Annotated in this window: 12 protein-coding genes and 1 pseudogene; 12 read left to right on the forward strand and 1 reads right to left on the reverse strand. The window is 67.1% G+C overall.

Translation table 11 applies throughout. The annotated features are described in order from the left end of the window. The 3 genes and pseudogenes from GJV64_RS04865 to dnaE form a co-directional block, all read left to right on the forward strand. Nucleotides 1-223, forward strand: a pseudogene (locus GJV64_RS04865) (ABC transporter); the annotation flags it as partial. Beyond that, nucleotides 216-1,121: a signal peptidase I gene (lepB, locus tag GJV64_RS04870; RefSeq protein WP_164156155.1), complete on the forward strand. Its 906-nt coding sequence runs from the start codon at nucleotides 216-218 to the stop codon at nucleotides 1,119-1,121. The pseudogene GJV64_RS04865 and the gene lepB, both read left to right, overlap by 8 nt. An 88-nt stretch (nucleotides 1,122-1,209) precedes the next feature. Continuing rightward, nucleotides 1,210-4,722 (forward strand): DNA polymerase III subunit alpha, encoded by a 3,513-nt coding sequence (gene dnaE, locus GJV64_RS04875; protein ID WP_164156156.1) that lies wholly within the window; start codon nucleotides 1,210-1,212, stop codon nucleotides 4,720-4,722. On the opposite strand, the gene GJV64_RS04880 is transcribed toward dnaE, so the two are convergent. Continuing rightward, on the reverse strand, nucleotides 4,719-5,660 hold the full coding sequence (locus GJV64_RS04880; protein ID WP_164156157.1) for a glutaminase: 942 nt from the start codon (nucleotides 5,658-5,660) through the stop codon (nucleotides 4,719-4,721). The two genes, dnaE and GJV64_RS04880, sit on opposite strands and share 4 nt — an antisense overlap. A gap of 154 nt (nucleotides 5,661-5,814) precedes the next feature. Here GJV64_RS04880 and GJV64_RS04885 point away from each other — a divergent pair, with 154 nt between their 5' ends. The 9 genes from GJV64_RS04885 to GJV64_RS04925 all read left to right on the forward strand — a co-directional run bounded on the left by GJV64_RS04885 (nucleotide 5,815) and on the right by GJV64_RS04925 (nucleotide 13,673). Further along, a complete protein-coding gene (locus GJV64_RS04885) occupies nucleotides 5,815-7,158 on the forward strand; it encodes a cytochrome P450 (RefSeq protein ID WP_164156158.1) in 1,344 nt (447 codons plus the stop codon). A 12-nt stretch (nucleotides 7,159-7,170) separates the two neighbouring features. Beyond that, nucleotides 7,171-7,491: a 2Fe-2S iron-sulfur cluster-binding protein gene (locus GJV64_RS04890; protein ID WP_164156159.1), complete on the forward strand. Its 321-nt coding sequence runs from the start codon at nucleotides 7,171-7,173 to the stop codon at nucleotides 7,489-7,491. Nucleotides 7,492-7,712: 221 nt separating this feature from the next. Beyond that, nucleotides 7,713-8,222, forward strand: a complete 510-nt coding sequence (locus GJV64_RS04895; protein WP_164156160.1) for a DUF1993 family protein — start codon at nucleotides 7,713-7,715, stop codon at nucleotides 8,220-8,222. A gap of 85 nt (nucleotides 8,223-8,307) precedes the next feature. Next, nucleotides 8,308-9,486, forward strand: a complete 1,179-nt coding sequence (locus GJV64_RS04900; RefSeq protein ID WP_164156161.1) for a PQQ-dependent sugar dehydrogenase — start codon at nucleotides 8,308-8,310, stop codon at nucleotides 9,484-9,486. A gap of 131 nt (nucleotides 9,487-9,617) precedes the next feature. Further along, complete coding sequence (rpsB, locus tag GJV64_RS04905; RefSeq protein WP_164156162.1) at nucleotides 9,618-10,436, forward strand: 30S ribosomal protein S2; 819 nt, start codon at nucleotides 9,618-9,620, stop codon at nucleotides 10,434-10,436. A gap of 113 nt (nucleotides 10,437-10,549) precedes the next feature. Beyond that, complete coding sequence (gene tsf, locus GJV64_RS04910) at nucleotides 10,550-11,476, forward strand: translation elongation factor Ts (protein ID WP_164156163.1); 927 nt, start codon at nucleotides 10,550-10,552, stop codon at nucleotides 11,474-11,476. A 145-nt stretch (nucleotides 11,477-11,621) separates the two neighbouring features. Beyond that, complete coding sequence (gene pyrH / locus GJV64_RS04915) at nucleotides 11,622-12,350, forward strand: UMP kinase (protein WP_164156164.1); 729 nt, start codon at nucleotides 11,622-11,624, stop codon at nucleotides 12,348-12,350. Continuing rightward, nucleotides 12,343-12,912, forward strand: coding sequence for a ribosome recycling factor (gene frr, locus GJV64_RS04920; RefSeq protein WP_164156165.1), 570 nt, complete (start codon nucleotides 12,343-12,345; stop codon nucleotides 12,910-12,912). Before pyrH ends, frr begins: the two co-directional genes overlap by 8 nt. A 29-nt stretch (nucleotides 12,913-12,941) precedes the next feature. Continuing rightward, nucleotides 12,942-13,673 carry an isoprenyl transferase gene (locus GJV64_RS04925; protein WP_235927599.1) on the forward strand — a complete coding sequence of 244 codons (732 nt, stop codon included), beginning with the start codon at nucleotides 12,942-12,944 and terminating at the stop codon, nucleotides 13,671-13,673. The last annotated feature ends 171 nt before the right edge of the window (nucleotides 13,674-13,844 follow it).

The raw sequence follows: 13,844 nt of genomic DNA on the forward strand, positions 1-13,844 counted from the left end.
CGTGTCGGTGGCCCGCGCTCTCGCCAACCGGCCGGCGCTGGTGCTGGCCGACGAGCCCACCGGCAACCTCGACGAGGCGACCGCCGGCCTGGTGCTGGCCGCCTTCCTCGATCTGGTGCGCGGGCAGGGCGCGGCAGCGCTGGTCGCCACCCACAATGTCGCGCTGGCCCGCCGAATGGACCGGGTGGTGCGGCTTCAACAGGGGCGGCTGGTCAATGCCTGATCAAGGCGCGAGCGACCGTCCCTTGTGGCGGCGTCTGGCGATCACCGTCTTGCATATCCCGCTGCCGGGGTTGGGATTGCTCTGGCTGGGCCGTTTGGGCGTCGGCCTCGTGCTTCTGGTGTTGACGCAGGTGGTCGGCAACATCGCGCTACCGCCGCTTCGGCTGCTGCCGACGACGCGCGATCATGAGCAATTCACACTGATGTGGCTCGCAGCCGTGGTGATCCTCAGTCTTGGTTTGCTGACCTGGTCCACGATCCTGGTTTGGCGGGACAGTCGGCAGGCATTGTCGCCACACAGATTTCGCTGGCATTGGCCCTACTGGGTGGCCTGGGCTGGCATTGTAGCGATTGCCGCGCTGGCCCCTGATCCGCCCATTCATGCCTACTCGGTGACCAGCCCCAGCATGGAGCCCACGTTGCACGTTGCCGAACGCGTCTGGGCCGACCAGCGAGTTGGTCAGAGGTTGAAGCGGGGCGATCTGGTTGTCTACCTTGGTGCCGACGAGAACGTCCGTCTTGGCCGCCTGGTGGCGATAGGCGGCGAGCGCGTCGCGATGCGGGATGGCGTCCTCATCCTGAACGGCAAGGCGGTGCCCCTGCAACCGATGCCAGGCATGGCGGGCTCTCCACCAGGACGTGTCTTCCGGGAACGGCTGCCAGATGGCCAGGATCATCTCGTGCTCGATCTTGGGATGCGTCCTCAGGACAATGTTGCCGAACGACTGGTGCCACGAGGGCATGTCTTCGTGTTGGGCGACAGCCGTGACAACAGCCTCGACAGCCGGTTTGACCCTGCAATGGATGGCCCCGGCATGGTGCCGTCGCAAGATGTGCTGGGTCGGGTGTTCCTGATCTACTGGAGCAAGCAATTCGACCGGATTGGCCGCGCACCCTGAATCGTGCCCGCATTGATGTCGGAATTAGCTGGGGACAAAGTCGCGCACATGGGTTGGCGGGGGCGACCGGGCTGGCCATAGTTCGGCGATGGCCCACGCCGGATTCGTCCCCCTTCGCTGCCATAGCGCCTTTTCGATGCTGGAAGGCGCCTGCCCGCCGGAAAAGCTGGCCAAGGTGGCGCGGCAGCTGGGCTTTCCCGCCATTGGCCTGGCCGATCGGGCCAATATGTTCGCTGCGATGGACTTTTCGGCTGCCGCCAAGGCCGCCGGCGTGCAGCCGCTGATCGGCGCGCTGCTGCCGGTGGAGAGGCCCCAGTCAGGCCCGGCGGTCCTGCATGGTCGTCCGCCAGTCGACTGGCTGGTGCTCTATGCGCAGGACGATGCGGGCTACACCAATCTCATCGGGCTGGTGAGCACCGCGCACCTCGAGTCCGATGTGGCGGGCGAGCCGCTGCTGCGGCTGGAGCAGTTCGAAGGCCGCACGCAGGGCCTGCTGTGTCTCACTGGCGGTGCCGATGGCGCGCTGGCCCGGTTGCTGGCTGAGGGGCAATCGGCGGACGCCATGGCCGATCGACTGGAGGCGCTGTTCCCGGGCCGGCTCTATGTCGAGATCGCGCGCAGCGGCGAGCCCATAGAGCAGAAGAGCGAGGCCGGCCTGCTGCGCATGGCCGAGGCTCGCGGCCTGCCGATCGTCGCCACCGCGCCGGTCAAGTATCTCACGCCCGACATGCACGAGGCGCACGATGTGCTGCTGTGCATCGCCGATTCCACCTATGTCGATGCCGGCGACCGTCGCCGCTCCAACCCGCAGCAGTGGCTGAAGCCTGCGGCGGACTGGCTGGCGCTGTTCGCCGATCTGCCCGAAGCGGTCGCAAACACGCTGGTGGTGGCGCAGCGTTGCGCCGTGCTGGCGCCGTCGCGCAAGCCGATCCTCCCGCGGCTGTCCGAAGGCGGGGAGGAGGCGATGCTAGCCGCCGAAGCCGGCAAGGGCCTCGAGGCGCGGCTCGACGCGCTGGGGCTGGATGAGGCGGCGCGCGCGCCCTACCGCGAGCGTCTCGCCTTCGAGCAGGGTGTGATCGGCGGCATGGGCTTTGCCGGTTATTTCCTGATCGTGGCCGACTTCATCAAATGGGCCAAGGGGCAGGGCATTCCGGTGGGGCCGGGGCGCGGTTCCGGCGCCGGCTCGGTGGTGGCCTGGGCCCTGACCATCACCGATCTCGACCCGCTCGAACATGGCCTGCTGTTCGAGCGTTTCCTCAACCCTGACCGCGTCTCGATGCCGGATTTCGACATCGACTTCTGCGAAACGCGGCGCGGTGAGGTCATCGATTACGTCCAGAAGCGCTATGGCCCCGGCCAGGTCGCGCAGATCATCACCTTTGGCCGGATGAAGGCGCGCGCCGTGCTGAAGGATGTCGGCCGCGTCCTCCAGATGCCCTATGGCCAGACCGACCGGCTGGCCAAGCTGGTCCCCAGCCACCCCACCGATCCGTGGACGCTGGCGCGTACCTTGGGACAGGGCAGCGACAAGGACGGCAATCCCTACCCGGGCGAGCCGGCGTTCATCGCCGAGGTGGAGCGTGACCCCAAGGTCAAGCGGCTGGTCGATATCGCCCTGCGGCTGGAAGGCTTGCCGCGCCACAGCTCCACCCATGCCGCCGGCGTGGTGATCGGCGACCGGCCCTTGAGCGAGCTGGTGCCGCTGACCCGCGATCCGCGCTCGGACATGCCGGTGACGCAGTTCGAGATGAAGGCCGCCGAGAAGGCCGGCCTCGTGAAGTTCGACTTCCTTGGCCTGAAAACACTGTCGGTGCTCGACACCGCGGCCCGGATGCTGCGCGACCGGGGCCTTGATGTCGACTGGAGCCGGCTGCGGACTGACGATCCCCAAGTCTACAAGCTGTTGGCTGAAGGCGACACGGTGGGCGTGTTCCAGTTCGAATCGGAAGGCATGCGCCGCGCGCTGAGCCAGGTCCGCCCCGATTGCTTTGCCGACATCGTGGCGCTGGGCGCGCTCTATCGCCCCGGCCCGATGGACAATATCCCCAGCTTCGCCGCCCGCAAGGCCGGGCGCGAGAAGGTGGAACTGCTGCACCCGGCGATGGCGCCGATCCTCGAGGAAACCTACGGCATCATCGTCTACCAGGAACAGGTGATGAGCCTGGCCCGCGAGCTGGCCGGCTACAGCCTGGGCGAGGCCGATCTGCTGCGGCGCGCCATGGGCAAGAAGATCCATGCCGAGATGGTGGCGCAGAAGGCGCGCTTCACCGACGGCGCGGCGGCAAACGGCATCGATGCCGCAACCGCCGATGCCATCTTCGAGTTGATCCTGAAGTTCGCCAACTATGGCTTCAACAAGAGCCACGCGGCGGCCTATGCGCTGGTCTCCTATCACACCGCGTGGCTGAAGACGCATCACCGCGCCGAATTCTATGCCGCCTCGATGGCCTATGATCTCGACAACAGTGATCGATTGGCGGCCTTCGTGGAGGATGCGCGCCGCAGCGGCGTGGAGGTGCGCCCGCCCTCCATCAACCGTTCTGCGGCCGATTTCACCGTGGAGGACGAGGCGGTGCGTTATGCGCTGGCCGGGCTGAAGGGCGTTGGCCGGAAGGCGATGGAAGGGCTGGTGGCGCTGCGCGAGGCGGGCGGGCCGTTCCGCGATGCCGCCGATCTCGCCCAGCGGCTGGACCCCAGGGCCATGAACAAGCGCCAGCTGGAAAGCCTGATCGGTGCCGGTGCGCTCGACGATCTGATCGGTTCGGGCACCCGCGCCGGCCTGTTCGCGCTGGCCGAGGCGATCATGGCCAGCGCCCAGGCCGCCACGGCCGAGCGCGAGTCGGCGCAGGTGGCGCTGTTCGGCGAGGCGACGGGCGTTGCCGACACCGGCGCGCTCGCCCTGATGGTGCCTGCATTGCACTGGTCGACCAGCGAGCAGATGACGCGCGAGAAGGAGGCCTTTGGCTATTACTTCGCCGGCCATCCGGTCGATGGCTTTGCCGCTGCGCTCAGCGCCAACCGGGTGCTCACCAATGCCGAAGTGATGGCGCTGCCGGCACCGGCCGGCGGTGGCCGCCAGAGCGTGATGATGGCCGGGCTGCTGGAGGACCGCCGCTGGCGGACCACCCAGGGCGGCCGGCGCTACATGATGCTCGGCTTCTCCGACCGGTCGGGCCAGTATTCGGCCACCTGCTTCAGCGAAGAGGCGCAAGCCGTGCTCGACGCGCTGTCCGATCCGCCGCCGCCGCTGCTGCTCGGCATGGAGGTGCAGTGGAAGGAGGGCGAGGATGTCGCCCGGCTGGGCGTGCGCTCCGTGCAGTTGCTGGCTGACGTGGCGCGCCGCGCCCGTGGCCGGCTGGTGGTGCGATTGGTTCACCCGGGCGAGGTCGCGGCGCTGCAGGCGGCACTGGCCGGCGGGAGTGGCCGGGGCAGGGGGGAACTGGTCGCCGAAGTGGCCACCCCGGCCGGCCTGGCGCGGCTGGTGCTGGGCCGCGGGTTCCTGATCGATGCCGATTTCGAGGCCGCCATCGCCCGCGTGCTGGGGGCTGACCGGGTGGTGCAGGAGCTTCTCGACCCGCCGCAGCTGGCGCTGGTCGGTTAGGGCGCCGGGTCCGGGTTGAAGACATTCCAGCCCATGCCGTGGGCCAGCATTTCCAGCGCCTCGGTGCCGAGCAGGCTATTGCCCTGTGCCGAAAGGCCTGGCGACCACACGGCGATGCTGGCCCGGCCCGGCGCGATGGCGAGGATGCCGCCGCCCACGCCCGATTTGCCCGGCAAGCCAACGCGAAAGGCAAACTCACCCGACGCATCATAATGCCCGCAGGTCAGCATCAGGGCGTTGATGCGCCGCGCCCGTTCGGCCGAGATCACCGCTTCACCGCTGGCCGGATCGCGCCCGCCATGAACCAGGAACCGCCCGGCACGCGCCAGTTGTCGGCAGCTCATGGCAATCGCGCACTGGTGGAAATAGGTGGAGAGCGTCTGCTCCACCGGGCCATCGATGGTGGCTTCCGCTTTCATGAAATGCGCCAGCGCGGCGTTGCGATGGCCGGTGGCGGCTTCGGAATAGGCGACCGCGCTATCGATGGCGATGCTGTCGTCTCCGGCCAGCCGGCGCACCAGCCGCAGGATCGCCCCGGCGCCGGCACGCGGATCGTCATCCTGGGCAATGAGATCGGTGACGGCCAGCGCGCCGGCGTTGATGAACGGGTTGCGCGGTCGCCCGCGCTCGGCCTCCAGCTGCACGATCGAGTTGAAGGCACTGCCCGAGGGTTCGCGCCCCACACGCCGCCACACCGCATCGGCATCGCGCGACAGCGCCTCCACCAGGGCGAACAGCTTCGAGATCGACTGGATGGAAAAGCGCGTGTCGGCATCGCCAGCGACCACCTCGTGGCCATCGGCCGTCGCCACCACCAGGCCGAAGTGCGCTGGCGAGACCTTGGCCAGTTCCGGAATATAATCTGCAACCCGCCCGCGCGCCGTGCGCTCAGCCATCGCGGTGGCGATGTCGACCACCAGTTGCTCCAGTGCGGGCATGGCGTGCTCCTGTTTGTCTTCGGACTATGGGCGCCAAGGCGCGCTCCGTGCAAATACGGAGACGTTGTCCGCATTTTTTCGTGGCCAGCGGCGTTTGCGTAGTGTATCTCCGCAGCTGAGGGGTTTGCTGGATACACCATCAAGGGGATAGACGATGGCGACGCAACTGAAGGACACGCGGATCACCCAATCGCTGCCGCAGGGCAGTGTGAGTTGGCCGCTGCCGCCGCGCGTGCGGCCCGATCTGCCCAACCACGACAAGGCGACGCTGGAGGCCTATCTGGCCACCGCGCCCCTGGACGAGGTGGATATCGCCGATCCGCTGTGGTGGGAAACGGACACCCACTGGGTCTATTTCAAGCGGCTGCGCGAAGAGGCGCCGGTGTTCTTCACCAGCCAGAACAGCAATCGCCATCGCGGCTTCTGGAACGTCACGCGCTGGAACGACGTGATGGCGGTGGACACCAATCACCAGGTGTTCAGTTCCGAAGCCACGCTGGGCGGGATCACCCTGTTCGACATGGATCCCGATTTCATCATGCCGATGTTCATCGCCATGGATCCGCCCAAGCATGACGTGCAGCGCAAGGCCGTCAACCCGATCGTGTCGGGCCAGAATCTCGCCTCCTACGAAGAGCTGATCCGCAGCCGCACCTGCGAAGTGCTCGACAGCCTGCCGCGCGGTGATGCGTTCGACTGGGTGGACAAGGTGTCGATCGAGCTGACCAGTCGCATGCTGGCGACACTGTTCGGCTGGCCGCAGGAGCGTCGCCGCATGCTGACCTACTGGTCGGACGTGTCGACCTCCGATCCGGAGTTGCCGGGCAATCCGGGCAAGGAAGAGCGGCAGGGCATCCTCCTGGGCATGCTGCAGGAATTCACCATGCTGTGGAACGAGCGGGTGAATGCCGAGCCGACCGGTGACCTTGTCTCGATGCTGGCCCACAACCCGGCGACCCGCAACATGCCGCCGATGGAGTTCATGGGCAATCTCGTGCTGCTGATCGTTGGCGGCAACGACACCACCCGCAACTCGATCTCGGGCGGTCTGTATTTCCTCAACAAGAACCCGGGCGAATATGCCAAGCTCAAGGCCGATCATGGCCTTGTCGAGAACATGGTCTCCGAGATCATCCGCTATCAGACGCCGCTGGCCCACATGCGCCGCACCGCGCTGCAGGACACGGTGCTGAACGGCCAGCTCATCCACAAGGGCGACAAGGTGGTGATGTGGTATTCGTCGGCCAACCGCGATGACAGCGTCCTCGACCGGCCGGACGAGTTCATCATCGACCGTCCGCGCGCTCGCCAGCACATGTCGTTCGGTTTCGGCATCCACCGCTGTGTGGGCAACCGCTTGGCCGAACTGCAGCTGAAGATCCTGTGGGAGGAAATCCTCAAGCGCTTCGACCATATCGAGGTGCTGGAAGAGCCGGAGCGGGTGCCGAGCGCCTTCGTGAAGGGCTACAAGAAGATGATGGTCCGGATTCCGGCATAATCAGAGGAACACATGGTCAAGATCATCTACGTCGAGCACAATGGTGCCCGCCATCCGGTCGATGTGCCGGAAGGCGAAAATCTGATGGAAGGCGCGGTGCAGAACAATGTGCCGGGCATCGATGGTGACTGTGGCGGCAATGCCGCTTGCGCCACCTGCCATTGCTACATCCCGGAACAGTGGGAAGCGTTGACCGGCGAACGGTCGGAACTGGAAGAGTCGATGCTGGAACTGGCCGATACGGCCAAGCCCAACAGCCGGCTGGCCTGCCAGATCAAGGCCGCGCCGGCGCTGGACGGCATGGAAGTGTTGATGCCGGCAACGCAGCACTGATCGCAGCCGGGCGCGTGGATAGCGACGCTATCCACCGACTCCGGCAAGATCGGCCGGCGACCGGAAAGGGCGGCCCCCACAGGCCGCCCTTTTCGTGTGTCGTCCGACGGCGGGGCTTTGCCGCGCCGGGCGCCCGTGCGGTTTCCGTATCCGGCTGTGCTTGTTCGATACCGCGATCCCGGCCACACTCCCCCCCGCACCACCCAAGGGGACTCGCCATCATGCCGCTTTCGCTCCACGCCGCCTTCGTGCCCTCCTGCCGGCAGATCATTGCGGGCTGCCTGAACGTGCTGGCCAAGGCGGAAGCGGCCGGCATTGGCGACCTGGCCGAGCAGAAGCTGGCGCCCGACATGCTGCCGCTGGCCTTTCAGGTGCAGAGCGTGGCGGCGCACAGTGCCGGCGCCATCGCCGCGGTGCGGGCCGGCCAGTTCAGCCCGGGGGGCGGCCTTGCCATGCCGGCGCCGGACTATGCCAGCTTCCGGGCGATGCTGAGCGATGCCGATGCCGCGCTGGCGGCAGTGACCGAGGCCGAGATGGAGGGCTTCATCGGCGGCACCACCGCGTTTGTGTTCCGCGACCGGCGGATGCCGTTCAAGAGCGAGGACTTCCTGCTGAGCTTCAGCCAGCCCAACTTCTATTTCCATGCGACGATTCTGTACGCCATCTTCCGCAACAAGGGCTTGCCGCTGGGCAAGATGGATTACATGAGCCGGCCGCGCATCGCGACCTGAGACCCCCGCGCCGGCTGATGCAGCGCGTGCCGCATTGCCGATTTGGGATCGCCTCTCCATAAGCGCCCGCAAAGGAGATTCGCCCATGACGCGCACGCTTTTGATCGCGGCCCTGCTGGCCGCCTCGGCCTCGGCCGCCGCTGTCGCCGCGCCGGTGAAGCAGGGGCCGCCAAACGTCCCGGAAAAGCAGCCGGCCTTTGCCGGCCAGACCCGGGCCGAAGCGGTGATCGCGAAGACGCAGCTCAAGGTGACCGAGATTGCCACCGGCCTCAACAAGCCGTGGGGCGTCGCTCTCCTGAAGGATGGCCGCTTCCTCGTGTCGGAAAAGGCCGCCGGGCGCCTGACCATCGTGGCCGCCGACGGCACGAAGACGCCCGTGACCGGCACGCCCGCCACCGACACCCGCAACCAGGGCGGCATGCTGGGCGTCGCCATCCCCGGCGACGGCTGGGTCTACTGGACCTACGCCGAGCCGCGTGAAGGCGGCAATGGCACCAGCGTCGCCCGCGGGCACCTGGTGGGCAGCCAGATGCGTGACGTGCAGGTGATCTTCCGCCAGTTGCCGACCATGGACTCCGCGCAGCATTATGGTGGCCGGCTGGTGTTCCCGAAGGATGGCACGCTTATCGTGACGCTGGGCGAACGCTCGATCCTGCCCGGCCGCATGCAGGCGCAGAAGCTGGACAGCCTGCTCGGCAAGATCGTGCGCATCAACCGTGACGGCTCAATCCCGAAGAACAACCCCTTCGTGAACGCCGCCGGCGCCCGGCCGGAGATCTGGAGCTATGGTAACCGCAACGTGCAGGGCGCGGCACTCGATGCCAGGGGCCGGCTGTGGGAAGTGGAGCATGGGCCGCAGGGCGGAGACGAACTCAACCAGATCCAGATGGGCCGCGATTATGGCTGGCCAACCATCACCTATGGCGAGGAATATAGCGGCAAGGTGATCGGCGATGGCCTGTCGCAGGCGCCGGGCATGGAGCAGCCGGTCTATTACTGGGATCCGGTGATCGGCCCGTCGGGCATGATCTTCCACTCGGGGCGCGGTGCACCCGAATTCAAGGGCAACATCTTCATCGGCGGCCTCAGGGTGCAGGCGCTGGTGCGGCTGGTGATGAAGGGCGACCTGGTGGTGGGCGAGGAACGGCTGCTCACCGACCGCAAGGAGCGTATCCGCGACGTGATCGAGGGCCCGGCCGGCGAGATGTATCTCGTCACCGACGATGTGAACGGCAAGCTGCTGAAGGTGACGCCGGCGCGCTGATCCCGCCCTGGCTTGACGGAACGGCGCTGCCCGGCTATCGGCGCCGCTTCCAAACCCCATGCAGGGAACATATCCGGTGCACGGCATTCGCCATGCTCCCCCTGCAGCGGCCCAACCGGAGGTAAGATACTATGGCGGCTCCCGTCGTCTCCATGGCGCAACTGCTTGAGGCAGGCGCCCATTTCGGCCACCAGACGCATCGCTGGAACCCGAAGATGAAGCCCTACATCTTCGGTGAGCGCAACGGCGTTCACATCATTGACCTGTCGCAGACCGTGCCGCTGTTCGCCCGCGCGCTGGATTTCGTGCGCGTCACCGTGCAGCACGGCGGCAAGGTGCTGTTCGTCGGCACCAAGCGCCAGGCGCAGGACCCGATCGCCGAAGCCGCCCGCCGCTGCGGCATGCACTATGTCAACCATCGCTGGCTGGGCGGCATGCTCACCAACTGGAAGACCATCTCGGGCTCGATCCGCAAGTACAAGCAGCTTGAGGAAACCCTGTCGGGCGACACCACCGGCTTCACCAAGAAGGAAGTGCTGAAGCTGACGCGTGAGCGCGACAAGTTCGAAGCCTCGCTGGGCGGCATTCGCGACATGGGTGGCCTGCCGGACGTCATCTTCATCATCGACGTCAACAAGGAAGAGCTGGCCGTCAAGGAAGCCAATGTGCTGGGCATCCCGGTGGTGGCCGTGCTCGACAGCAACACCGATCCCAGCGGCATCGCTTTCCCGGTGCCCGGCAATGACGATGCCAGCCGCGCCATCCAGCTTTATGTGAACGCCATTGCGGACGCCATTCTGGACGCCCGTCAGGGCCGCGCCGCCGACATGGGCGTGGACCTGGGTGCATTGGAAGAGGCGCCGGTGGAATATCTGGCCCCGGAAGAGCCTGTTGCCGACGTGGCCGAACCGGCCCCGGACGCCGCGCCCGAAGCCCAGCCGGAAGCCTGAGGCTTCACGCCCGACCGACGGGAGGCTGGGTGCCGGTGGTGCCCGGCCTCTTGTCACACAGTGTTCACAGCGGCGGTGCATGGCCCGCCCCGACCAACCAAAGGAGCATCAGCATGGCTGAAATCACCGCCAGCATGGTGAAGGACCTGCGCGACAAGACCGGCGCCGGCATGATGGACTGCAAGAAGGCGCTGGCCGAAACCGGTGGCGACATGGAAGCCGCCGTTGACTGGCTGCGCGCCAAGGGCCTGGCCGCTGCCGCCAAGAAGGCCGGCCGCACCGCCGCTGAAGGCCTGGTGGGCGTTGCCGTCGCCGGCCTGAAGGGCGCCGCTGTCGAAGTGAACAGCGAGACGGACTTTGTGGCCAAGAACGAGATCTTCCAGACCTTCGTTTCCACGGTGACGGCGCTGGCGCTCGACACCGGCGCCGATGCCGCGGCGCTGGCCGCGCTGCCCTTCCCGGGCGGCGAGGGCACGGTGGCCGACAAGCTGACCGCCAACATCGCCACCATCGGCGAGCACCAGTCGCTGCGCCGTACCGCCGCGCTGAGCGTGAGCCAGGGCGTCGTTGCGTCCTATGTCCACAACGCGATTGCGCCGGGCATCGGCCGCATCGGTGTGCTGGTTGGCCTCGAATCCGCGGCGCCCGCCGACGTGCTGGAGCCGCTGGCCAAGCAGATCGCCATGCATGTGGCCGCCGCCAGCCCGCTGGCGCTGGACGAGGCCGGGCTTGACCCGGCGCTGGTCGAGCGTGAGCGCGCCATCGCCCGCGAAAAGGCCGCCACCAGCGGCAAGCCGGCCGAGATCATCGAGAAGATGATCGAAGGCGGCGTGCGCAAGTTCGCGCAGGAGAATGCGCTGCTCACCCAGGTCTTCGTCATCGACGGCAAGACCAGGGTGGCCGACGTGGTGGCCGCGGCCGCCAAGGGCGCCGGCACGCCGATTGCCCTGAAGGGCTTCGTGCGCATGCAGCTCGGCGAAGGCATCGAGAAGCAGCAGAGCGACTTCGCCGCCGAAGTGGCAGCGGCCGCCGGCCTCTGAAGCCCTTGACGGCGGGCGGGCCCGGGTGACCGGGCCCGCCCGCCTGTCATCCACCGTTTTTCTCCCCCGCGCGGCTTGGCAGGGCCGCCTTGCGCGGTTAGTGACACTAGCGTTCCGTCATCAGCCGAAAGAAGCCGCACCCGACATGGCCGCCTACAAGCGCATCCTGTTGAAGCTGTCCGGCGAAGTGCTGATGGGGCAGGGCGCCTATGGCATCGATCCCGAGCAGGTGGCCCGCATCGCCGGCGAGGTGAAGCAGGTGCACGACACCGGGGTGGAGCTGTGCCTCGTCGTGGGCGGCGGCAACATTTTCCGGGGCCTTGCCGCTGCTGCCAAGGGCTTTGATCGCGGCAGTGCCGACTATATGGGCATGCTGGCCACCGTCATGAACGCGCTCGCCATGCAGAATGCGCTGGAGAATATCGGCGTTGAAACCCGGGTGCAGTCGGCCATTCCGATGCCCTCGGTGTGCGAGCCCTACATTCGCCGCCGCGCCGAGCGCCACCTGGAAAAGGGCCGTGTCGTGCTGTTTGCCGCCGGCACCGGCAACCCCTTCTTCACCACCGACACGGGCGCAGCGCTGCGCGCGGCGGAAATGAACTGCGATGCGCTGTTCAAGGGCACCAGTGTCGATGGCGTCTATGATGCAGATCCCAAGCAGGTGGCCGGCGCCCGGCGCTTTGCCCGCGTCAGCTATGGCACGGTGCTGGCCGACAATCTGAAGGTGATGGATGCCAGCGCGGTCTCCATGTGCCGCGACAATGATATTCCGATCATCGTGTTCAACATCCGTGAGCCCGGCATGCTGCTGTCGGTGCTGCGCGGCGAGGGCACGTCGACGATCGTGAGCAACGAGGGAGAGGCCCATGGCTGAATTCGACGCCGGCCCGTTCAAGGCCGATCTCGAGCGCCGCACCGCTGGCGCGATCGAGGCACTGAAGCATGATCTTTCGTCCCTGCGCACCGGGCGTGCCAACACCGGCATGCTCGATCCGGTGCAGGTGGAAGTCTATGGCTCGATGATGCCATTGAACCAGCTGGCCACCGTGACGGCGCCGGAACCGCGCATGCTCACCGTGTCGGTGTGGGACCGCTCCAATGTGACCCCGGTGGAGAAGGCCATCCGTTCGGCCGGCCTTGGCCTCAATCCGATCACCGACGGGCAGACGCTGCGCCTGCCGATCCCCGACATGACCGAGGATCGCCGCAAGGAGATGGTGAAGCTGGCCGGCAGCTATGCGGAAAAGGCCAAGATCGCCGCTCGCAACGTGCGCCGTGACGGCATGGAAGCCCTGAAGGCCGCCGAAAAGAAGGGCAAGATCAGCCAGGACGAGCAGAAGCGGCTGGAGGCCGAAGTGCAGAAGATCACCGACAAGGCGGTGACCGACATCGATGCCGCGGCATCCGCCAAGGAGAAGGAAATCCTCGGCAAGTGACGGCGCTCGCCGCCCCTGCCGCTGCCGCGCTGGGTGACCCGGTTGGCGATGCTCAGTCTGGGGGCGAGCGCTGCCGGCATCTGGCCATCATCATGGATGGCAACGGCCGCTGGGCCAAGGCGCGCCGGCTGCCGCGCATTGCCGGGCACCGCGAGGGCGTGGAGGCGGTGCGGCGCGTGGTGGAGGCAGCCCCCGGGCTGGGCCTCGATGTCCTCACGCTCTATGCCTTTTCCAGCGAGAATTGGAAGCGCCCGCCGGATGAGGTGAACGACCTCATGGGCCTGCTCAAGCATTATGTGCAGAGCGAGATCAACGCCCTGCACAAGAATGGCGTCCGGCTCGACTTCATTGGCGACTGGCAGGCGCTGAGGCCTGACCTGGTGGATCTGCTTCAACGCGCCCGGACACGCACCGCCGGCAACCGCGGCCTGAAGCTGGTGATGGCGCTTAACTATGGCGGGCAGGGCGAACTGGTGCGGGCCGCCCAGGCGCTGGCCCGCGCCGTGGCCGCCGGTGAGCTGACGCCCGAGGCGATCACCGCCGAGGCGCTGGAAGCCCGGCTCGATACCGCCGGCTATCCGCCGCCCGATGCAGTGCTGCGCACCTCGGGCGAGCTCCGGCTGTCGAACTTCCTGCTCTGGCAGGCGGCCTATGCCGAATATATCGTCACCGACACGTTGTGGCCGGATTTCGATGGTGCGGCGCTGGCGCAAGCGCTGGCCGAGTTTTCCCGCCGTGAGCGGCGCTTCGGAGGTCGTTGATGTCGGCGGTGGCGGGCAGTGACCTTGGCCGCCGCGTGGCCACCGGGCTGGTGCTGGTGGGCGCTGCGCTGGGCGCGCTGTGGGCTGGCGGGCTGGTGTTTGCCGCGCTCGCTGCCGCGGCCGGGCTGGTGATGATCACCGAATGGGCCGCGATGCACCGCCAGCCGGCGC

The sequence above is a fragment of the Sandarakinorhabdus rubra genome (assembly GCF_010994245.1).
Classification (GTDB): Bacteria; Pseudomonadota; Alphaproteobacteria; order Sphingomonadales; family Sphingomonadaceae; genus Sandarakinorhabdus; species Sandarakinorhabdus rubra.